Genomic DNA, 19883 nt, shown 5'->3' on the forward strand with positions numbered 1-19883 from the left:
TGTCCTCCGGTCAGCCGCCGAGTTTCTGGATCGTGTGCGCTGAAGTGGCGAAGGCGATGTTCTTCGTCTCCATGTAGAAATCGAAGGAATGGTCGCCGCCGTCGCGGCCGATGCCGGAATTCTTGACGCCGCCGAACGGCGTCGGCAAATGCCGCACATTCTCCGAATTGACCCAGATCATGCCGGCGTCCAGCGCATCGGTGAAGCGGAAGGCGCGGGTAACATCCGACGTCCAGAGATAGCCGGTCAGGCCGTATTGGGTGTCGTTGGCCAGCGCCAGCGCTTCGGCCTCGTCCTTGAAGGAAATGGCGGTCAGCACCGGCCCGAAAATCTCTTCCTGGGCAATGCGCATCCTGTTGGTGGCGCCGGTAAACAGCGTCGGGCTGACATAGCAGCCACCGCCCGGACCGGCGAACTTGCCGCCGCCGGCGGCTACCACCGCGCCTTCCGATTTGCCGATCTCGATATAGGAAAGCACCTTTTCCTCGTGCACCGGATGGATCAGCGGACCAACCACCGTTTTGGGATCGAGCGGATGGCCAACCTTGATGCGCTTTGCCTTCTCCGCAACCAGATCCGTGAATGTGTCGTAGACCGAGGCTTCGACCAGCAGCCGCGACGATGAGGTGCAGCGTTCGCCGTTGAGCGAGTAGATCATGAACACGGCCGCATCCGCCGCACGTTCGAGATCGGCGTCGGCGAAGACGATCACCGGGTTCTTCCCGCCCAGTTCGAAATGCACGCGCTTCAGCGTATCGGCGCCTTGTTTCATGATCATCGAGCCGGTGCGGCTCTCACCGACAAAACCGATCGCCTTGATGTCAGGGTGCTCGGTCAGCGCCTTGCCGGCGTGCTCGCCGAGGCCGTTGACCAGGTTCCACACGCCTTTCGGCAGGCCGGCCTCCTTCGCGATCTCGACCAGCAGGCGAGCGGTCAGCGGCGAAAATTCGGCCGGCTTGTGGACGACGGTGCAGCCTGCCGCCAGCGCCGGCGCGATCTTCCATGTCGACAGCATGAACGGCGTGTTCCACGGCGTGATGATGCCGACCGGGCCGATCGGCACGCGCGTGGTGATGTTGACCTGGCCTGTCGTGCGCAGCGTCTCGCCGTCGCGCGCTTCCGGCGCGCGGTCGGCGAAGAAGCGGAAATTCTCGGCGCCGCGCAGCGCGGCCTTGGCCATGAATTTCAGCGCCTGGCCGGTGTCCATGCACTCGACGAAGGCGATCTCCTCGGCGCGCGCTTCGATCGCATCGGCTATCTTGTGCAGCAGCTTCTTGCGCCCGTCGCCCGGCATGGCGGCCCAGGCCGGGAACGCCGCCTTTGCCGCCTTGGCGGCGCGGTCGATATCGGCGGCGCTGCCACGCGCGACCTTGGCCAGCGGCTTGAGATCGACCGGCGACATGGCCTCGAAGGTCGAGCCATCCACCGCCGGCACCGCTTCGCCGCCGATCTGGTTCAGCACGCCGTCGCGCTTGAAACGGGCCAGATAGGCCTCGGCCTTTTTCAGATTGCCTTCGAGGTCGGACATATCAGCTTCCGTCACTTGCCGCGCAGTCGCGGGTGGATTGCATTTTTCTTCCAGCTCAGGACCGGATCGATTTCCCTGATCTCCAGGGAAAGAGCGAAATGCGGGGTCTCGAACAGGGGGGCGAGGTATTCGCTCACGGCGGAGAAGACCGCCTCCCCGGTTCGTCTCTTGTTCTCGGCACTGCGGCCGGTTCCAATGCGAAACGACATGTCGAGAAAGGCGTTTTCCGGTAAGCTGTCGGCGATCGCATAGGCCTCCGCGCGGAAGGCCCGCACCCGCACCGCGCCGGTTTCAAACAGCCCGGTGCCGAGCACGGTGCGCAACACCAGCGCGCACAATTCGCTCATGTCGACCTTGGCATCGAGGTTGGCCGAATACTCGATGGAAAAGTGAGGCACCGCGTCTCGCTCCCCGTATTGTTCCACTGCTGTAGTTAACGCGTTAATTACATGCAGCATCACTGAAGTCAAGCCTTGCATCCAAGTTGAGGCGACGATACGGGATGGAAAGGTCAGGTTTTGGCGTGCGGTCCCGCCGACCGCCCGCATCATTGGGGACGCTGCTTCTTGCTGCCTGAAAACACCCGTCGTTCTCTGCCGATGGCGCTGCTCCATGCCCGCGAAGTGGTGATGGCGCGGTTTCGTCCAATGCTGGCGGCGCATGATGTGACCGAACAGCAATGGCGCGTGCTGCGCGTTCTGAGCGAGGCCGGCCCTGTCGAGGCGACGGAACTTGCCGATCGCGCTTCGGTGCTGCCGCCCAGCCTGACACGCATCATCAAGACGCTCGAGGGCCGAAAATTCATCACCCGCAACAAGGCGGAAGGCGATGGCCGCCGTGTCGTGCTGACGATCGCCCCGGCGGGTTCCGCCCTGATCGATGCCTTGTCGCCGGAACGCCTCGTCATCTACCGCGACATCGAACAGCGCTTCGGACATGAGAGGCTCGAGCAATTGCTCGATCTGCTGGAGAGCCTGATCGCCGGCGAGAGCTGATTGCTGCGGCTCAGCCGCCAAAGCTGCCAAGCCGCGTCGGCTGCGTGTAATTGCGGTCGACATAGAGCAAGGCCGAGCCGCCGCTGCCGTGCCTGACGTCGATAACGCGGCCGATCATGACATTATGCGTGCCGACGATGTGCACATCCTCGATCTCGCAATCGAAATTGACGATCGCATCGGACAGCGCTGGCGTCCCCGAGGTCAGCGTTTGCCAGCGCGCCGCCGAATAGCGTGCCTCCATGTCCCTGGTCGCGCCGGCGAACTTGCCGGCCAGGTGCATATGGTCATGCGTCAGCACGTTGACGCAGAAGCGCCGGTTGGCGAGAAACATGGCCGCCTGCGTCGAGCGGCCGTTCATGCACACCAGCAGTGTCGGAGGTTCGTCCGACACACTGCACATGGCGGTGGCGGTGAAGCCGCCGCGCCCGGCCGGGCCATCTGTCGTGACGATGTTGACCGGCGCGCAGACCCTTGCCATGGCGTCGCGGAAATCGGCCTTCGAAATCTGCGTGGCCATCTGACATCACCCCGCCGATGAAGCGAGCGGATTGAGCCAGGTATCTCCCGTCCAGCCATTCTCGTCATAGTCGGCCATGCAGGTATCGACCAGTTCTTCCATGGCCTTCAGCCGGCCGCCGCGTTCGGCGCCCTTCAGCACCTGCAGCCGCACCTCTTCCGGCGCACCGGCATAGTTGAGTTCGTAGAGCGCGTGGCGGCCGCCGAACTCGGTGCCGGTCGCGTCCCACAACAGTTTCATGATCTTGATGCGCTCGACATGGCCCATGTCGTTGGAACCGCGCACATACTGCGCGAGGTATTTGTCGATCTCGGGATTGTTGAAGTCGCGCACCGATGACGGCAGGTAGATCAAGCCGGAGGCGATCACCCGGCGCACCGTGTCGATGACGCGCGGATAGGCTTCCGACATGAAAGTCCGGTAGGCAAGGGCTGCTTCCAGGTTGGGCAGGACAGCGCCATTCGCCCAGGGGATCGGATTGTAGGCCATGGCGTTGGAAAAGCTCCAGAACATGTGCCTGAGCGCGATGACCTCGCCCAGCGCCGCCTGGTTGCCGCGGAAGGCATCGCCGCCGGTGGCGCGCAGCGCCTTTGCCAGCAGGCCGGCGAGGAAGTCGAGCTTGACGGCAAAGCGTGTGCAGCCCTGGAAGCAATAGCCATGCATGAAGCCCGAAGCCGGATGGAAGGACAGGATTTTCTGCGCCTCGCGCAGCACCAGCACGTCCTCCCAGGGGATGAAGACATTGTCGAGCACCAGGATGGCATCGTTCTCGTCGAAGCGCGACGACAACGGATAGTCGAACGGAGCCGCCGCCGTGTTGGCCGTCTGCTCATAGGAGACGCGGCAGAACATCTTTACCCCCGGCGCATTCATCGGCACGATGAACATGACCGACAGCGACGGATCTTCGGTGACCGTCGCCGAACTCTGCGCCAGGAAATTGTAGTGGGTCAGCGCCGAGGACGTCGCCACCACCTTGGCGCCGGAGACATAGATGCCGGCGTCGGTCTCCTTGGTGATGTGGACGAAGACATCCTTCACCTGTTCGGCCGGCTTGTGGCGGTCGATCGGCGGGTTGACGATGGCGTGGTTCATGAACAGCACGGCTTCCTGCGCACGCTTGTGCCAGGCGAGCGCATTGTCCTTGAACGGGCCGTACCAGTCGGCATTGGCGCCGAGCGTGTTCATCAGTGCCGCCTTGTAATCGGGCGTGCGGCCCATCCAGCCATAGGACATGCGTGACCACTCGGCGATCGCGGTCTGCTGGGCCGCGAGTTCGCCGGAGGATTTGGCGACGCGGAAATATTTGTGGGTGTAGCCGCCCGAACCGGTATCGGTAGGCGAGGTCAGCGTGCCCTGCCGCTTGGGATCGTGCAGCGCATCATAGAGGCGCGCCAGCGACCGCGCCGAATTGCGCATCGCCGGATGGGTGGTGACATCGGCGATGCGCTCGCCGTTGATGTAGACCTCGCGGCCGTCGCGCAAGCTCTCCAGATACTCGGCCCCGGTGAACGGGCGCCCATTGTCGGCACGAAAGTCTTCCGATCGCATGATGTTCCTCCACTTATGGCATCAACTCTAGCGCTCCTGGCAAGGATCGGTTAGGACGTAACGGCAAAACCGATTGGACTTTTTCCGGCGCCATGAGCCTCAATTCCATTCCTGATTTCTTTGTCTATGGCGAGCCGGTGCGGCCGCTTGATGTCGGCTTCCTGCATGTCGAGACGGTGCTTGCGCGCAGCAACATTCATCTCGGCCAGGTTGCCGCGCACAAGCATCCGCAAATGGGCCAGATCACCTACTGGACCAGCGGCTCCGGCACCTACCGCATCGAAGACCAATCCTGGGACTTTTCGGCACCGGCCGTCAGCTTCGTGCCGAGCACCATCGTGCATGGCTTCTCGATCGGGCCCGGCACCGACGCCATCGTCGTTTCGGTCGCCGATGATGCGCTTGCGGCAATAGCCGCTCACAGCCTGCTGCCATTGGACCGGCCGGTCTTTGCCGATAGCCTTCCTCAGCACGTCGCGTGGAAAAGGCTGGCGGCGGTGCTGGAGATGATCGCCGCCGAATATGCCGAGGCGCAGGCCGGCAGTGACAAGACCCTGCCGGCGCTGATCGCCGTCGCGCTCTCGCACATCGCGCGCCTTGGTCCCGAGGTAATGGATGCCACCGGTTCTTCCGATGCTGCATTGGCGCGCGGCTTGCGCCGTCTGGTCGATGCGCATTTCCGCGACAACTGGCCCGTCGACCGCTACGTCGGGGCGCTGGCCACGACACCGCATCTTCTCGACAAGGCCGCCCATACGGTGCTTGGCAGCGGCGTCAAGCGGCTCATGGGCGAGCGACGGTTGCTGGAGGCCAAGCGGTTGCTGCTGTTCACCGTGCGCACCGTCGAGGACATCGCCTACGAAATCGGCTTCGAAGATCCGGCCTATTTCTCACGCTTCTTCCGGGAGCGGGTTGGCCAGGCGCCCGCCGCCTGGCGCCGCGCGCAGCTGGGGCAGAGTTGAAGCTTCCGCGCCGGCCAGGATCAGGCGTTTGGGCCGACACGCCGGCCAGGCACGGCGCCGCCGAGTTGATCCACCTGTTGATAGGTGTTGCCGCGCAGCATCACCCCGCACGGCGCGGCGCATCGAGATTGATGTCGCCGCGAAACTTGCTGGTGTTTTTTGTCGCTTCCAAACGGTTCGTTATTTGAACCACCAATTTACGTGCTATGAGCGGACTGCAAGGTGGATTGGCTTCCGTCCCATGCGAAGTATCTTGAGGATGCACGATGAGCACAGTCGGCAAAGCGATATCGCTGTTGGAGCAGTTCACGCTCGGCGAACCGGAGATCGGCCTGTCCGAGCTCGCCCGCAAAACCGGCCTCGACAAGGCAACGGCGCGGCGCCTGCTGATGGCGCTGGCCGACCACCGCCTGATCGAACAAGAGCCGGCAAGCCGCCGCTACCGGCTCGGCGCCGGCCTGTCGCGGCTGGCCCGCTTTCGCGACGCGCATTTTCCCTTCGTGCGCGTGGCAGCACCTGTGGTTCGCGAGCTGGCGCTGGAAACCGGCGAGACGGTGCATCTGTCGGAATTCAGCGCCGGCGCACTGCTGACGGTCCATGTCGAGCTCTCGGCAAAGGCCAACCGGGTCAATGTCGATGTCGGCCAGGTGCTGCCCTTGCACGGCACCGCCTCCGGCATCGCCTTTCTCGCCGCTTCGCCTCGGGAAGCGGCCGAGGCCTATGTCGACAAGCCGTTGCCGACCTTCACGCCACACACGGTGACGCAGCCCGAAAGGCTGATGAAGGCGATCCGGCTTGCCGCCAAGCGCGGCTATTCCTCGAGCTCCCAAGGCTATGAAGAAGGCGTGCACAGCATAGCCGCGGCAATCCTCGGCTCCGATGGGCGTCCTCTCGGTGCGCTCGCGGTGGCCTCGCCTGTGTCACGCGCCGATGACAGCATGGCAGCCAGCCAGGGCGAAGCGGTGATCCAGGCGGCGCGGCTGATTTCAGCGCGCCTGGCCGGCGAAGCCTGACATCTCTACCGTCGCAGGGGAGATGATTAGCGGGTTAAGTTCCCAGCGGCGCACCGGCCTTGCCGCGAGACCGGAACGCTTCGTCTGGGACAGGCGGCTGGAGCGCAGCAAGGAAGAATTGTTGTCGCCCGCCCGCGCGTCGCCCACGATCTCGGAAATCGCCTTTGCCTGCGGGTTCAATTCGAGTGCGCATTTTTCGCGCGCGTTCGAGAGCCGGTACGATGTGGCCCGCGGGAGTTGCGCCAGAGGCTGAGGGCGGTGGTGCATTAAGGGGTGGGCCGTTTGCCGGATCTTGGAGAGCGCCGTAGCTCGCCGAAAGCCGGCATCCGGCAGCAAGTTCTACATATTGGCAGCGGTTGGCCGCACGATCACTTCGTTGACGTCGACGCCATCGGGTTGATCAAGCGCAAAACGGATCGCCCGTGCAATGGCGTCCGGTGTGAGCGACTTCTGCCGCCATTCTTTCAGAGCCGTGGCGACCTGAGGATCGCTGATATCGTCGCCCAGTTCGGTTGCGGTCACTCCGGGGGAGATGATCGTGGCGCGGATGTCGTCATGCTCCTGCCGCAGCCCCTCCGTGATTGCCCAGACGGCATATTTCGTGCCGCAATAGACCGCCGCGGTGGGCAGCACGATATGCGCGCCGACCGAGGCGACATTGACGATATGCCCATTCTTCTGGGCGACGAAGCGCGGCAGCACCGCGGCGATCCCGTTCAGCACGCCGCCGATGTTGACATTGATCATGCGAGACCACTCATCGCGCTTCAGCGCGGCAAGCGGCGACAGCGGCATGACGCCGGCATTGTTGACCAGCACATCGATCTGCCCGAATTCGGCATGAGCGGCATCGGCAAAGGCGTCGAAATTCGCCGCGTCAGTCACGTCGAGTTCGCGCCACGCGACGCCTTTGCCTATTTCTGCGGCCAGCGCCTTGAGCCGCTCGGTGCGGCGGGCCCCGATGAACAGTCTGGCGCCGGCACCGGCAAGTTCCCGAACCGTCGCTTCGCCGATGCCGCTGGAGGCGCCGGTGATGAGTACAACCTTGTCTTTAAGTCCCGTCATGATCGTTCCTTTTTCGCTGCGGTGACGGGGAGATAGATGGCGCGAACCGGCAAAGGCCGGTAGCGTGATCGTCCAAAGAGTTTGCACGATCCTCCAAATGAACTCGAAATGCCTTGCAACATTTCGCGCCATGAAGATTTATGCGGCATGGAGAAAATCAATGAACTCGCCGAGCTGATCACCCGCTTTGCGCCGAAATCTGGCATGGCCGGCACTGCGGTGCCGCGGCTGTCGCTCATTCGCGCCAACCAGCCCAGTGCACCCGTGCCTGCGGTCTACGAGGCGTCGCTTTGCATAATCGCCCAAGGATCGAAGCGCGTCTCGCTGGCCGACCAGAGCGTGGTCTATGACGCATCGAGCTACCTGCTCGTCTCGGTCGACCTGCCGCTGGTCGGGCATGTGTTGGAGGCGAGCCCGGCGGCGCCCTACCTCTGTTGCAAGATAGATTTTGATTCCACCGCGCTGGCCGAACTGCTTGTGAAAGAAGGACGTGCATCCCCCAGCAGGGATCTGCCGGTGTTAGCTGCCTATCCAAGTGACCCCGACCTGATTGATGCCGCCTGTCGGCTTGTCAGGCTGCTCGATCGCCCCGAGAGCGTCACCGTGCTGGCGCCGCTGATCGAACGCGAAATCCTTTACCGGCTCCTCACCGGACCGCACGGTGACACGCTTCGCCAGATGGCGTCGGTGGACAGCCACCTGAACCAGGTCAGCCGCGCCATCGCCACGATCCGCAATCATTTCCAGGCACAACTGCGCATCGAAGAGATTGCGGCGGCATCAGGCATGAGCGCGTGGTCCCTTCATGCCCATTTCAAGGCGATTACGCGCATGACCCCGCTCGAATACCAGAAGCAGCTGCGCCTGCAGGAGGCGCGAAGGATTATGCTTGCCGGCGGCGCAAACGCAGGCACGGCCGGGTTCGCGGTGGGCTATGACAGCCCTTCGCAGTTCAGCCGAGAATATCGTCGCCTGTTCGGTGCGCCGCCCCGGAAAGATATTGACCGCCTTCAGGCAACACCCAGTTCGGCTGCGGCTTATTGAGTTTTCCGAGCGGCATGCGCCAGCCATGGCTGGTCAGGAGCCAGCCGCCTCCAGGTGGCGAAGCGTCCGATCATGCTCGGTAGAACTCCCGGTACCATTCGACAAAGCGCGGAACCCCTATTTCGATCGGGATTTTGGGCTTGAAGCCGGTCGCCTCCTCGAGCGAGCTGACATTGGCGAAAGTTGCCGGAACGTCGCCTGGCTGAAGTGGCCTGAGGTTGCGGTTTGCCTTGCGTCCCAGCGCGTCTTCGAGCACCTCGATCAATCGGTTCAGTTGAACGGGCGAATTGCCGCCGATGTTGTGAATCCTGAACGGGGCGTTGCTGGTCGCTGGGTCTGGCGCGACACTTTTCCACTCAGGATTGGGTGTCGCGGGTTGCTGCATGACGCGGATAATACCTTCGACAATGTCGTCGATATAGGTGAAATCCCGCTGCATGTTGCCATAGTTGAAGACCTCGATCGGCTCGCCGGCGAGGATAGCCTTGGCGAAGATGAACAGCGCCATGTCCGGCCGCCCCCACGGACCATAGACGGTGAAAAAACGCAGCCCGGTGGTCGGCAGTCCAAACAGATGGCTGTATGTGTGCGCCATCAGCTCGTTCGCCTTCTTGCTTGCGGCGTAAAGGCTGAGCGGATGGTCCGCCGGATCGTGCACGGAAAACGGCATGCGGGTGCTGCCGCCATAAATCGAACTCGACGATGCATAGACCAGATGGCCGACGGACGCCTGCCGGCATCCTTCCAGGATGTTGACAAAGCCGCTGAGGTTGCTTTCCACATAGGCGTGCGGATTGCTGATCGAATAGCGTACGCCGGCTTGCGCCGCGAGATTGACGACAACCTCCGGCGCGGCCGAAAGGAAGAGCTCCGAAATACGGTCCCGCTCCGTGAGATCGGCATGCTCGAAACAAAAATTCGAAAACGCTTTCAGCCGCTCGAGACGAGCCTGCTTCAGGCTGACGTCATAATACTTGTTCATGGAGTCGAGGCCGATAACCTGGCCTCCTTCGGCAAGCAGCCTCAGGCAAAGATGAAACCCTATGAACCCGGCTGCGCCGGTGATCAGTATCGGCCTGCTTGATGTCACTGCATATCCTAGCGTTAATTTCAGGCGAGCTTTACAAGCTCCAGTATTTTATGTTGTCGGGAACTTCATTGGGCTTGATGGCCGACTTGACATCGAACAGTGTCCCCCCGGCCTGATCATTTGAAAAAGACGCGCTCTTTCGTTGGTGAGATATTGCCTGTGAGGCACCGCCAGAACAAGCGCCTGCAAATCGTTTATCTCATCGAGCGGCAGGATTGTTTCGCCGTGATCACGCCGAGCGGTTTCGACATCGGCAAGGGGATCATGGACTTTGGGGACAATTCCGAACTGCCTTAGTTCCTTGACCATGTCGAAAACGCGGCTGTTGCGCAAATCCGGCACGTCCTCCTTGAATGTCAGCCCGAGAATGCCGACAGAAGCCCCTTTGACGGGCGTGTCAGAACCAATCAGCCGTTTGACAACCTGCTGGGCGACGAAGGCCCCCATGCCGTCATTGATGCGACGTCCGGCGAGGATGATCTGCGGATGGTAACCTTCGGCCTCGGCCTTGGCGGTCAAATAATATGGATCGACGCTGATGCAGTGGCCGCCGACGAACCCCGGTTTGAAGGGAAGGAAGTTCCATTTCGTCGACGCAGCATCAAGAACATCCTGCGTCCGGATATCGAGCCGCTCGAAGATCATTGCCAGTTCGTTCATCAGCGCGATGTTCAGATCGCGCTGGGTGTTCTCGATAACCTTCGCTGCCTCGGCCACCTTGATCGACGGGGCGCGGTAGACGCCGGCATCGATGATACGGCCATAAACGTTCGCGACGCGCTCCAGCGTCTCGTTATTCTCGCCGGAGACGACTTTGACGATCTTTTGCAGCGAGTGTTCCCGATCGCCGGGGTTGGCGCGTTCGGGCGAATAGCCGAGGGCAAAGTCGCGGGGATGTCGCAGGCCGGAAACCTGCTCGATGATCGGCCCACAGAAATCTTCGGTCACACCTGGATAGACTGTCGACTCAAAAACGACGACGGCGCCTTTGCTCACCGCCTCGCCGACGAGTTCGGACGCCAGTTTCAAAGAAGCTAGATCGGGAGCGCGATTTGCGTCGATAGGGGTTGGCACGGCGACGATGAAGAAAGTAGCGCCTTTCAACATCTCCCGGTCGGTGGTCAGCCCTATCGAGGTCTCCTTGAGCGCCGTTGCGTCAACTTCCCCCGTACGATCGACGCCGCCACGCAATTCCCCGATCCGACGCTCGCTGATGTCAAAAGCTATGGTGCCGGGGAAAACCTTCCCAAAGGCAATGGCTACCGGCAGGCCGACATAACCCAGGCCGATAACTGCAATGCGTTCGGACATCCGTGGGGTTCCTCGAGCCACCTGTTGAGCCGACGTGCTTGTATGGCAGGCTGTTGGCCAATTCAACGATGCTCTATCGCGAAGAGGAATGTCTCACGCAAATAGGCGTCACCGTTTTTTTCATGTTGCCATCCGCCGATGTCATCGATGTTGTGGATAAAATCCAGCAGGATCGGGTTTCGAGCCACTCTCTGCTGCGGATTGGGGTGAACCGTCAGGTTCTGCCGGCCATCTACGCAGCGGCGGCCCTGACGACAGGGCTGATATTCTCTGCTGCCAATCCATAGGTCACTATCGGCCTCAATCGTGCCTTCTGATCAAACCAAATGCCCGGATCGGAATTCGCATCGGCACCGAGCGGATCTGCGAAATTTCAGTTTGGTCCTTGTGCATTGGCTGCGGACACGTCGTATCCTGCGTGTGGCGACCGATATCTGGTCGATCAGCATTTGCCTGGGAGCAGAAATTGGCCAGACTCTATGACAGCCGCAGACGCATTCTCGTTACCGGGGGCGCAGGGTTTATCGGCTCGCATCTTATTGACCGCCTGTTGGAACGAGGCGACGAAATCTTGTGTGTCGACAACCTTTTCACCGGATCAAAGCGCAATATCGACCATTTGGCCAAGCATCCCCGCTTCGAATTCATGCGCCATGACGTGACCTTTCCGCTCTACGTCGAAGTCGATGAGATTTACAACCTGGCGTGTCCGGCCTCGCCTGTTCACTACCAGTACGACCCGGTTCAGACGATCAAGACCGCCGTGCACGGCGCCATCAATGTTCTTGGATTGGCAAAGCGGCTGAAATGCAAAGTCTTTCAGGCCTCCACCAGTGAGGTCTATGGTGACGCGTCTGTGCATCCGCAGCCCGAGAGTTACTGGGGCAATGTAAACCCGATCGGGCCGCGCTCATGCTACGATGAAGGCAAACGCTGCGCCGAAACGCTGTTCTTCGACTATCACCGACAACATGGCTTGTGGGTCAAGGTCGCGCGGATTTTCAATACGTTCGGGCCGCGCATGCACCCGGCAGACGGCAGGGTTGTCTCAAATTTCATCGTGCAGGCGCTTCGTGGTGAACCGATAACCATTTTCGGCGACGGCTCACAGACAAGGTCGTTTTGCTACGTCGACGACCTGGTGAGCGGCATGCTGCGCCTCATGGATACGGGGCCGGAGGTGACCGGTCCAGTAAACATCGGCAATCCAAGGGAAGTAACGATCAGGCGCTTGGCCGAACTGACGACGCAGATGACCGGATCAGGTTCGGATATAATTTACCGCGATCTTCCGCAAGACGATCCGCGGCACCGCCAGCCCGATATCACCCTTGCCAAAAGGCTTGTCGGCTGGGAGCCGACGGTGACTTTAGAAGCCGGGCTGCAACAGACGATCGACTATTTCAAAGCCCTGCTGCCGAAGGTTTCCACAAACTCGCCTTGACCCGGCACCGCAGTGCAACCGTCAAGTCTGACCGATCACCGTCGTGGTAGCGACGCCTTTTGCAGTCGACTCCGGTAGGCTTGAAGTTTTTCGAATTCTAATTATTTTAAGCTTGAAATTATTTTGAAGATCCATGGCGCTTCATCCGTCCGAGCCGGGACACCGGCATTTGGCGGAGAGCAGAAGGAGGAGGAAGATTTGCCGTTGTTCCGGATTAAAACTCCATGAACACAGCACGATTTTCCGAGAGTGTCACAGGCAAGATCGTCGATGGCGTTCTCATCGTCACGATCGAAAATCCGCCGGTCAACGCGCTGTCCCTCCATGTCAGGGCCGGACTGATGGCTGCGCTTGGGCGTGCGGCGTCGGATGAAGTGTCTGCCGTGGTGCTGACCGCCATTGGGCGCACCTTCATCGGTGGCGCCGATATCAAGGAATTCGGCAAGCCCGCTATCGGGCCCACACTGCCTGACGTGATCGAAGCGATGGAGAGCTTCGCCAAACCGATCGTCGCGGCAGTAGGCGGCGCGGCGCTCGGCGGCGGCTGCGAGATTGCGCTGGCCTGCCACTACCGGGTGGCCAGCAAGGCGGCCAGCTTCGGCCTGCCCGAGGTCAAGCTCGGGTTAGTGCCCGGGGCCGGCGGAACCCAACGCCTGCCCCGCCTCATCGGCACGGTCGCCGCAATTGACCTGATCGGCACGGGTCGGCCCGCAAATGCCGACGAAGCTCTCGCTCTCGGTCTGATCGATACCATTGCGGACGATCTTCCCGAAGGCGCGCTCGATGTCGCCCGCCGTCTCGTTGGCCAACCGCTGCGGCGCACGGGTGCGCTTTCCGTCCCGCGCTCGCAACCTGAGGCCGACGCGGCAGCCGCAAGAAAGGTGCTTTCCCGCAGCCGTGGACAGATCGCGCCTGCAGAGGCCGTGAGACTGGTCCGGGCCGCGTCCACGGCCAGACTTGAGGACGGTCTTGTGCACGAACGCGCGACCTTCCTGCGCCTCCGGGATTCTCGCGAGGCGGCAGCGTTGCGCCACGTCTTCTTTGCCGAGAGGCAAGCCAGCAAAGTCGACAGGCTGGAGGGTATCACGCCTCGCAAGGTCGAGACCGTCGGTATCGTCGGAACCGGCCTGATGGGTGCAGGCATCGCGGTCTCGGCCTTGAATGCCGGCTATGGCGTAATCGGCGTCGAGCAGACGGACGACGCCGCGGCAAAAGGATACGCGCGTATCGCCGGCCTTCTCGACAAGTCAGTCCAATCCGGCCGTCTCACCGATCATGCGCGCAGGGAGGCGCTGAGCCGGTTTGAAGCGGCCAGCGAAGCCGACAGGCTGGCGCAGGCCGATCTGGTCATCGAGGCGGTGTTCGACGATCTCGCGGTAAAAACCGAACTCTTCCGGAAGCTCGAACGTATCGTCCGCCCGGACGCCATCCTTGCGACCAACACCAGCTACCTCAACCCCGACGAGATCGCCTCGGCAACCGCCCGGCCCGAACGGATCGTCGGCCTGCATTTTTTCTCCCCGGCCAACGTCATGCGGCTAACCGAAGTGGTGGATTGCGCGGCGACGGCGCCCGATGTGCTCGCCTCGGCGATCGCCTTCGTCAGGAAGCTCGGCAAGCTGCCTGTCGTGTGCGGCGTTACCGAGGGTTTCATCGGCAACCGCATCTATTCCGCCTACCGCCGCGAGGCGGAGTTCATGGTGGAGGATGGCGCAGCACCCGATGAGGTGGATGCCGCGCTGGAGGCCTGGGGCTTCCCGATGGGGATCTTCGCGGTCAACGATATGGCTGGGCTGGAGATAGCCTGGGCGCGGCGCAAGCGACAGGCGGCGATGCGCGATCCGCAAGCACGTTATGTCGAAATCGCCGACCGGCTGTGCGAGGCCGGCCGCTTCGGCCGCAAGACCGGGCGCGGCTGGTACGATTATTCGGACGGCGAACGCAGGAGCGACCCGCAAGTAACGGCGCTGATCGAGGCCGTGCGAGCGGCCAAGGACATCGTGCCGCGCCGCTTTTCGCCCGATGAGATCGTCACGCGCTTGCTGGCGGCAATGGCCGAAGAGGGCAAGGCCTTGCTTGCCGAAGGCATCGCGGCGCGTGCCTCCGACATCGATCTGGTGATGATCAACGGCTATGGCTTCCCGGCCCACAAGGGCGGGCCGATGTTCCACGCCGGAGACATCTGACGGACAAGCTACGACAGCTTGGCTACGACGGCGCGCAACGCCTGGCCGAAACGCCTGACCTCGTCGACCGTGTTGTAATGGACCAGCGAGGCGCGGATGGCGCCGCTGTCCATCGACAGGTTGAGACGCTTCATCAACCGGGGCGCATACATATGGCCGTCGCGGATGCCGATCTGCATCTCAGCCATTTCCTCGACGATCCGCTGCGGCGACAGCTTGCCGATGTTGAAGCAGAAGGTCGGCACGCGCTCCTTGATGCGGGTCTCTTCCGAAACCCCGTAAATGGTCGCGCCGCAAGCTTTGAGCACCGCGAGCATCTCACGCGCCAGGAGCACTTCGTAGTCGCGGATAGCGCCCATGCCGGCAACGATGTTGTCGCGCCGCGAGCGGTTGTTGGAGGGCGCCAGATTGCGGCCGATCAGTTCCAGGTACTGCACCGCGGCATCCATGCCTGAGACGTTCTCGTAGATGAAGGTGCCGGCCTCGACCTTGTAAGGCGGCTCGTCGGGGATGAAATCCTCGCGGAAGGTCGGTAGCCGCTTCAGCGTTTCGAAGCGGCCCCACAGAAAGCCCATATGCGGCGAGAAATTCTTGTAGCCGGAGCAGACGAGATAGTCGCAGTCCCAGGCCTGCACGTCGATCAGCCCGTGCGGTCCGTAATGCACGCAGTCAAGGAACACTTCGGCGCCAGCCGCATGCGCGATCGCGGCCACCGAAGCGACGTCGACGATCGAGCCGATCGAATGCGCGGTCACCGTGCAGGCGACGAGACGGGTGCGATCGGAAACCAGCGGCTTGAGGTCGTCGACATGCAGGTTGCCGTCCTCGCGCATGCGCCACCATTTGAACTTGGCTCCGGCGGGCTCCAGCGCCAGCCACGTGGCGATGTTGGCGTCGTGGTCCATATCGGTGATGACGATCTCGTCGCGCTCTGTGTCCTTGGCCAGCATCTGGCCGATGCCGAGGCTGACCAGGCGAATGAACGAGGTGGCGTTCATGCCGAAGCAGATTTCCGACGGACTGTAGGCGTTGATCAGCAAGGCCACGCTCTCGCGCGCATTGGCGACCGTTTGGTCGACCGCGACGCTGCGGCCGTAACGTCCGCCGCGCTGCACATTGTGCGAGACCAGGTGGTTGGTCACCGCGTCGAGCACGCTCTGCGGGATCTGCGCGCCGGCGGCGTTGTCCATGAAGATGAAATCACCGGCGCGCTGCAAGGCCGGAAACATGGCGCGGATGGTGTCGACCGGAAAGCCGCCGGCGGCTTGGTAATTGCTCAACTGTATCTCCTGCGAATGGCTTGGGAAGCGGGACGGTTGATGAGGTCAGCGCGTCTTCTCGGTCTTGAAGCGGTCTTCGAGCAGGCTGACGAGGCGGACCATCGGCCAGAGGAAGATGAGATAGACCAAAGCGGCGCCGATCAGCGGCGAGGGATTGGCATAGAGCGACTGCGCGTTGGTCGCTTCCTTCAACAGTTCAGGCAGCGCAACGGTGGAAGCGAGCGACGTGTCCTTGAACATCGAGACGCAATTGCTGGTCATCGGCGGGATGACGACGCGGATCGCCTGCGGCAGCACCACCTTGCGCAAGGTCAAAAGGAAAGGCAGGCCGAGCGCCTGTGCTGCCTCGAATTGGCCTTTCGGAATGCTCTCAATGCCGGAGCGGAACACTTCTGCTGAATAGGCCGACATGATGATGGCGAACGCCGTCACGGCGGAGGCCCAGGACGACAGACGGATGCCGAGGAAGGGCAGCGCATAATAGATCAGGATCAGCACCACCAGCACCGGCAGGGCGCGGAAGATGTCGGTGTAGCCGACCGCCAGCCAGCGCAGCGGCTTCGGCGCATAGAGCCGCAACAGGCTGATCCCCAGGCCGATGGGAATGCCGATGCCGATACTCAAAATGCCGAGCAGCAGCGTGTTCAGGAAGCCACGCAACAGCGCCGGCAGGCTGGACATGATCACGTCAGGATTGAAGAAGGTGTCGATTAGCGACATGGGAGCGTTCCCGAACCCCAGAGCAAAGGATGCTCAAGTTAAAACCAATCGACCTTGCCTCCCATGAGGCTATCCGTGCGGCAGCAGGCGCCGGAGCGTGAAATGAATCGTGCCGGCCCGGGAGCCGGCACGATTTAAGTGCATTGCCGGTCAGGCCTTGGGCAGCGGCATTTCCTTGACCGTCGAGGAATCGGCTGGCGCGTCGCTGCCGAACCACTTCTTGTGGATCGCGGCCAGCGTTCCGTCCTTCTTCATCGCGGTCAGCGCGTCGTTCAGCTTGCCGAGCAGCGGATGGTCCTTGCTCATCATCAGGCCGTACTGTTCGCCGGTCTTGATGCGCTGCTTGACCTTCAGGTCCTTCATCTTGGTGAAGGAGTATTCCATGCCCGGAATATCGCTGACGGCGGCGTCCACGCGGCCCGCGCTGAGGTCGAGCAGAAGATTCTGCTGCGTGTCATAGCCCTTCACGTCGCTGTAGCCGTCAGCCTCCTGATGCGCCTTGACCCAGGTCTCGCCGGTCGAGCCTGAAAGCACGCCGACGATCTTGCCCTTGAGGTCGGCCTCGGTGTTAACAGCGCTATCGGTCTTCGTCGCAATGCCCATGTCGGAGTCATAATAGGGCTGGGTGAAGGACAGCGTTTTCAGTCGCTCCGGCGTGATGGTGATCGAGGAGATCGCGACATCGATGCGGTTGGAACTGACAGCCGCGAACAGCGCCTGGAAGCCGAGGTCGGCAATGTCGGTGGTCATGCCGGCACGCTTGGCCGCTTCGTTGACGATGTCGACTTCAAAGCCCTCGAAAGTGCCGCTCTCGTTCTTGTATTCGAAGGGCGGATTGGTCGGGTAGGCGCCGACATTGAGCACATCGGCGGCAAAGGCGGTGGCCGGGCCGGCAGCGATGCCGATCGTGGCGGCGAGAAGAAGCAGGTTGCGACGAGTGAAGCTCATTTTGTGTTCCCTCTGGTTGTGATCGGGCGGGTTTGCTCCCGCACGGTTTGTTGCCGTCCCACCTCCCAGCGGGGCGTCAATTCATGGCGGCGACCATGCGCTCGAGCGCGGTCGCTATCTGGTCGCGTTCACGGCACACGCACATCCGCAGGAAGGCCGCTGCCGAATTTCCAAAGAGGTGGCCGGGAGCCAGCCCGACGCGCGCCGTCTCCAGTATCCTGGCGCAGGCCTGCCGGGCGTCGCTTTCGCCGTCCATGGCAAAGAAGGCATACATGCCTCCGCGCGGTTTCGTCGGCAGGATGATGCCGGGAATCTGTGCCAGCCTGTCATAGGCAAGGTCGAGGCCGGTTTTGATCCGCTGCCTGATCTCCTCGACCAGCGGCTCGCCTTGGCGGATGGCGGCGACAGCGCCTGCCTGGATAGGCGCGGCGGTGCCGCTGTTGATGTACTGCGTCATGGCGCCAAGCTGGTCGGCCACCCCCGACGGATGCGTCAGCCAGCCGATGCGCCAGCCGGTCATCGCCCACGCCTTCGAAAAACTGTTGACCGACAGCACCCGGTCGCCATCCTCGGCGATCTGCAGGATGGAAGGAGCAACATTGCCGTCGAAATAGAGCCGGCCATAGACCTCGTCGGAGATGATCCAGATGCCGGTGCGCCGGCTGAAGTCGAGCAGCGCCTGCATCTCCTCGCGCGACGCGGTCCAGCCGGTCGGGTTGGACGGCGTCGACAGGAGGATCGCGCGTGTGCGCGCATCGCAAGTGGCGAACAGCCGGTCGAGATCGAGATGCCAGTCGCCCTTGAAGTCGAGCGAAAACGGCCTTGGCTCGCCGCCGATCAGATGGATGGCGTTGTGGATGTTGGGCCATTGCGGCGCGACATAGACGACGTTGCTGCCGGTATCGACCAGCAGTTCCAGCGCCAGGTACAGCGCCTGCATACCGCCGGGCGTGACGGTGGTGCGCGCAATCGGGATAGACCGGCCGTGGATGCGCGTCTGATACTCGGCCAGGGCTTCGTTCAGTGGCCCCTGGCCACGCATGTTGGGGACGTAGAACGTCTGGCCTTCATCGAAGGCGGCCTTCGCGGCATCGCGGATGAAGGCCGGCGTCACCATGTCGCCTTCGCCGTACCAGAGCGCGATCACGTCGCCCAGTTCTCGGGCGCGCACGGCAAGGTTGGCGATGTTTTCAGTGTGCAGGTCACGGATCTGGGCGCGCACGCCGTCGAACGCATAGCGCGCGCTGGACGATGACTGGGGCAGTATGAACGACAAGGACTGAAACCCCTCCCACCCGGAGCACCACGACGGACTGCCCGGCAAGCCCCACCGGCACGACAGTCGCCATCCACTTTGGATGCTATCCAATGTGCGGCGCTTTTCAAGGAAAAAGTTTTAAGCTTAAAAAGTTTTTACCTGATCCCGCCCGTCTCACCCCAGCTCGGCGCGCGCAGCGGTGCAGTTGGCCGCGGCGCCGGCGCCAAGAAACATCGTGTCGCTGGCCAGCACGAAGAAGCTCGCGCCGATAGCGGCCCACTGGCTGATCGTCTGTGGGCTGGCGCAAAATATGCCCGATGTCCTGCCATGCGCGACGGTCTCGCGGATGATCCTTGTGATCGCCTCATTGAGCTTGTCCACGCCTTTCGGCCCGATCGCATCGATCGACACGGAGAGATCGCCGGGGCCGACGAAGACCACATCGATGCCGTCTATGGCCGCGATCGCCTCGATGTTGGCCAGCCCCTCCGATGTCTCGACCTGGACCGCGACGACCACCCTGTCATTGGCCGCGGCCAGATATTCGGGGATGCGATAGCCATAGCCGGCCGCGCGGCCAGGCCCGACGCCGCGTTCGCCCAGCGGCGGATAGCGCGAGGCTTTCACCGCCGCCTCGGCCTGAGCAGCGGTCGAGACGCGCGGCACGAGCACGCCTTGTGCGCCGCTGTCGAGCGCCGCCTGGATAGCTTCCGGCGCATGGCCGGGAACACGCACCATGGCCGGCACGCGGTGCACGTCGGCCGCGCGCACCATGGTTTCGATCGTGCCCCGCGCGATCTGAGCATGTTCCCAGTCGACGCAGAGGAAGTCGAGGCCGGCGAGCGCCATCACTTCGACGGCGACGGGATGCGGAATGGCGGCGAAAGAGCCGACGAGATTGGTCTTGCCGATGCACTTCTGACGGAACGCGCTCATCTCCATCCCCGTTTCGCCTAGCCCAAAATCAT

General features: G+C 62.3%; 19 protein-coding genes and 1 pseudogene. 8 read left to right on the plus strand and 12 right to left on the minus strand.

The annotated features are described in order from the left end of the window. Nucleotides 1–10: 10 nt before the first annotated feature. Together hpaE and NLY33_RS28995 are read right to left on the minus strand one after the other, a co-directional pair. A complete protein-coding gene (gene hpaE / locus NLY33_RS28990; protein WP_023704724.1) occupies nt 11–1528 on the minus strand; it encodes a 5-carboxymethyl-2-hydroxymuconate semialdehyde dehydrogenase in 1518 nt (505 codons plus the stop codon). A gap of 11 nt (nt 1529–1539) precedes the next feature. Continuing rightward, nucleotides 1540–1926, minus strand: a complete 387-nt coding sequence (locus tag NLY33_RS28995; protein ID WP_023704723.1) for a 5-carboxymethyl-2-hydroxymuconate Delta-isomerase — start codon at nt 1924–1926, stop codon at nt 1540–1542. 201 nt (nt 1927–2127) lie between these two features. Between NLY33_RS28995 and hpaR the strand changes: the two genes are divergently transcribed. After that, nucleotides 2128–2523 (plus strand): homoprotocatechuate degradation operon regulator HpaR, encoded by a 396-nt coding sequence (gene hpaR / locus NLY33_RS29000; protein WP_023704722.1) that lies wholly within the window; start codon nt 2128–2130, stop codon nt 2521–2523. A 10-nt stretch (nt 2524–2533) separates the two neighbouring features. On the opposite strand, the gene NLY33_RS29005 is transcribed toward hpaR, so the two are convergent. Then, on the minus strand, nt 2534–3043 hold the full coding sequence (locus NLY33_RS29005) for a flavin reductase (RefSeq protein ID WP_023667825.1): 510 nt from the start codon (nt 3041–3043) through the stop codon (nt 2534–2536). 6 nt (nt 3044–3049) lie between these two features. Next, the gene (locus NLY33_RS29010) at nt 3050–4594 is read right to left on the minus strand and encodes a 4-hydroxyphenylacetate 3-hydroxylase N-terminal domain-containing protein (RefSeq protein ID WP_023704721.1); all 1545 of its coding nucleotides are present in this window, start codon (nt 4592–4594) and stop codon (nt 3050–3052) included. 92 nt (nt 4595–4686) lie between these two features. On the opposite strand from NLY33_RS29010, the gene NLY33_RS29015 reads away from it, so the two are divergent. From NLY33_RS29015 to NLY33_RS29025, 3 genes are all read left to right on the plus strand, one after another. Next, nucleotides 4687–5556, plus strand: a complete 870-nt coding sequence (locus tag NLY33_RS29015; RefSeq protein WP_023667823.1) for a helix-turn-helix domain-containing protein — start codon at nt 4687–4689, stop codon at nt 5554–5556. A gap of 266 nt (nt 5557–5822) precedes the next feature. Continuing rightward, entirely contained in the window at nt 5823–6569 is a 747-nt protein-coding gene (locus tag NLY33_RS29020) for an IclR family transcriptional regulator (RefSeq protein ID WP_023667822.1), read from the plus strand. Between the two features lie 22 nt (nt 6570–6591). After that, nucleotides 6592–6822 (plus strand): helix-turn-helix domain-containing protein, encoded by a 231-nt coding sequence (locus tag NLY33_RS29025; RefSeq protein WP_023708113.1) that lies wholly within the window; start codon nt 6592–6594, stop codon nt 6820–6822. A gap of 86 nt (nt 6823–6908) precedes the next feature. Here the strand turns inward: NLY33_RS29025 and NLY33_RS29030 are convergent, their stop codons facing one another. Beyond that, nucleotides 6909–7634, minus strand: a complete 726-nt coding sequence (locus NLY33_RS29030; RefSeq protein ID WP_023682721.1) for an SDR family oxidoreductase — start codon at nt 7632–7634, stop codon at nt 6909–6911. Between the two features lie 147 nt (nt 7635–7781). On the opposite strand from NLY33_RS29030, the gene NLY33_RS29035 reads away from it, so the two are divergent. After that, a complete protein-coding gene (locus tag NLY33_RS29035) occupies nt 7782–8678 on the plus strand; it encodes an AraC family transcriptional regulator (protein WP_023708112.1) in 897 nt (298 codons plus the stop codon). Nucleotides 8679–8748: 70 nt separating this feature from the next. On the opposite strand, the gene NLY33_RS29040 is transcribed toward NLY33_RS29035, so the two are convergent. Both NLY33_RS29040 and NLY33_RS29045 read right to left on the minus strand, forming a co-directional pair. Continuing rightward, nucleotides 8749–9768, minus strand: coding sequence for an NAD-dependent epimerase (locus NLY33_RS29040; protein ID WP_023704720.1), 1020 nt, complete (start codon nt 9766–9768; stop codon nt 8749–8751). Nucleotides 9769–9799: 31 nt separating this feature from the next. Beyond that, nucleotides 9800–11079, minus strand: a pseudogene (locus NLY33_RS29045) (nucleotide sugar dehydrogenase). A gap of 68 nt (nt 11080–11147) precedes the next feature. On the opposite strand from NLY33_RS29045, the gene NLY33_RS29050 reads away from it, so the two are divergent. The 3 genes from NLY33_RS29050 to NLY33_RS29060 all read left to right on the plus strand — a co-directional run bounded on the left by NLY33_RS29050 (nt 11148) and on the right by NLY33_RS29060 (nt 14709). Beyond that, nucleotides 11148–11366: a hypothetical protein gene (locus NLY33_RS29050; protein ID WP_023709688.1), complete on the plus strand. Its 219-nt coding sequence runs from the start codon at nt 11148–11150 to the stop codon at nt 11364–11366. 179 nt (nt 11367–11545) lie between these two features. Next, nucleotides 11546–12523 carry a UDP-glucuronic acid decarboxylase family protein gene (locus NLY33_RS29055; RefSeq protein ID WP_023667815.1) on the plus strand — a complete coding sequence of 326 codons (978 nt, stop codon included), beginning with the start codon at nt 11546–11548 and terminating at the stop codon, nt 12521–12523. Nucleotides 12524–12747: 224 nt separating this feature from the next. Then, nucleotides 12748–14709 carry a 3-hydroxyacyl-CoA dehydrogenase NAD-binding domain-containing protein gene (locus NLY33_RS29060; RefSeq protein WP_023704718.1) on the plus strand — a complete coding sequence of 654 codons (1962 nt, stop codon included), beginning with the start codon at nt 12748–12750 and terminating at the stop codon, nt 14707–14709. 8 nt (nt 14710–14717) lie between these two features. On the opposite strand, the gene NLY33_RS29065 is transcribed toward NLY33_RS29060, so the two are convergent. The 5 genes from NLY33_RS29065 to NLY33_RS29085 form a co-directional block, all read right to left on the minus strand. Beyond that, the gene (locus NLY33_RS29065) at nt 14718–15989 is read right to left on the minus strand and encodes a cysteine desulfurase-like protein (protein WP_023704717.1); all 1272 of its coding nucleotides are present in this window, start codon (nt 15987–15989) and stop codon (nt 14718–14720) included. A gap of 45 nt (nt 15990–16034) precedes the next feature. Further along, the gene (locus NLY33_RS29070) at nt 16035–16709 is read right to left on the minus strand and encodes an amino acid ABC transporter permease (protein ID WP_023667812.1); all 675 of its coding nucleotides are present in this window, start codon (nt 16707–16709) and stop codon (nt 16035–16037) included. A gap of 150 nt (nt 16710–16859) precedes the next feature. Then, the gene (locus NLY33_RS29075) at nt 16860–17657 is read right to left on the minus strand and encodes an ABC transporter substrate-binding protein (RefSeq protein WP_023682726.1); all 798 of its coding nucleotides are present in this window, start codon (nt 17655–17657) and stop codon (nt 16860–16862) included. A gap of 76 nt (nt 17658–17733) precedes the next feature. Next, complete coding sequence (locus NLY33_RS29080; RefSeq protein WP_023704716.1) at nt 17734–18933, minus strand: pyridoxal phosphate-dependent aminotransferase; 1200 nt, start codon at nt 18931–18933, stop codon at nt 17734–17736. Nucleotides 18934–19089: 156 nt separating this feature from the next. Continuing rightward, nucleotides 19090–19851, minus strand: coding sequence for an HpcH/HpaI aldolase family protein (locus NLY33_RS29085; RefSeq protein WP_023749762.1), 762 nt, complete (start codon nt 19849–19851; stop codon nt 19090–19092). Nucleotides 19852–19883 lie beyond the last annotated feature (32 nt).

It is taken from the genome of Mesorhizobium sp. C432A (assembly GCF_030323145.1).
Lineage (GTDB): Bacteria > Pseudomonadota > Alphaproteobacteria > Rhizobiales > Rhizobiaceae > Mesorhizobium.

What these genes read in the sequence shown, in the direction of transcription:
- NLY33_RS29050 (WP_023709688.1), top strand. Translation starts at nt 11,148, where the DNA reads ATGCTCTATCGCGAAGAGGAATGTCTCACGCAAATAGGCGTCACCGTT.
- NLY33_RS29060 (WP_023704718.1), top strand. Translation starts at nt 12,748, where the DNA reads ATGAACACAGCACGATTTTCCGAGAGTGTCACAGGCAAGATCGTCGAT.
- NLY33_RS29035 (WP_023708112.1), top strand. Translation starts at nt 7,782, where the DNA reads ATGGAGAAAATCAATGAACTCGCCGAGCTGATCACCCGCTTTGCGCCG.
- NLY33_RS29085 (WP_023749762.1), bottom strand. Translation starts at nt 19,851, where the DNA reads ATGAGCGCGTTCCGTCAGAAGTGCATCGGCAAGACCAATCTCGTCGGC.
- NLY33_RS29015 (WP_023667823.1), top strand. Translation starts at nt 4,687, where the DNA reads ATGAGCCTCAATTCCATTCCTGATTTCTTTGTCTATGGCGAGCCGGTG.
- hpaR (WP_023704722.1), top strand. Translation starts at nt 2,128, where the DNA reads ATGGCGCTGCTCCATGCCCGCGAAGTGGTGATGGCGCGGTTTCGTCCA.
- NLY33_RS29030 (WP_023682721.1), bottom strand. Translation starts at nt 7,634, where the DNA reads ATGACGGGACTTAAAGACAAGGTTGTACTCATCACCGGCGCCTCCAGC.
- NLY33_RS29025 (WP_023708113.1), top strand. Translation starts at nt 6,592, where the DNA reads ATGATTAGCGGGTTAAGTTCCCAGCGGCGCACCGGCCTTGCCGCGAGA.
- NLY33_RS29005 (WP_023667825.1), bottom strand. Translation starts at nt 3,043, where the DNA reads ATGGCCACGCAGATTTCGAAGGCCGATTTCCGCGACGCCATGGCAAGG.
- NLY33_RS29075 (WP_023682726.1), bottom strand. Translation starts at nt 17,657, where the DNA reads ATGAGCTTCACTCGTCGCAACCTGCTTCTTCTCGCCGCCACGATCGGC.
- NLY33_RS29010 (WP_023704721.1), bottom strand. Translation starts at nt 4,594, where the DNA reads ATGCGATCGGAAGACTTTCGTGCCGACAATGGGCGCCCGTTCACCGGG.
- NLY33_RS29020 (WP_023667822.1), top strand. Translation starts at nt 5,823, where the DNA reads ATGAGCACAGTCGGCAAAGCGATATCGCTGTTGGAGCAGTTCACGCTC.
- hpaE (WP_023704724.1), bottom strand. Translation starts at nt 1,528, where the DNA reads ATGTCCGACCTCGAAGGCAATCTGAAAAAGGCCGAGGCCTATCTGGCC.
- NLY33_RS29070 (WP_023667812.1), bottom strand. Translation starts at nt 16,709, where the DNA reads ATGTCGCTAATCGACACCTTCTTCAATCCTGACGTGATCATGTCCAGC.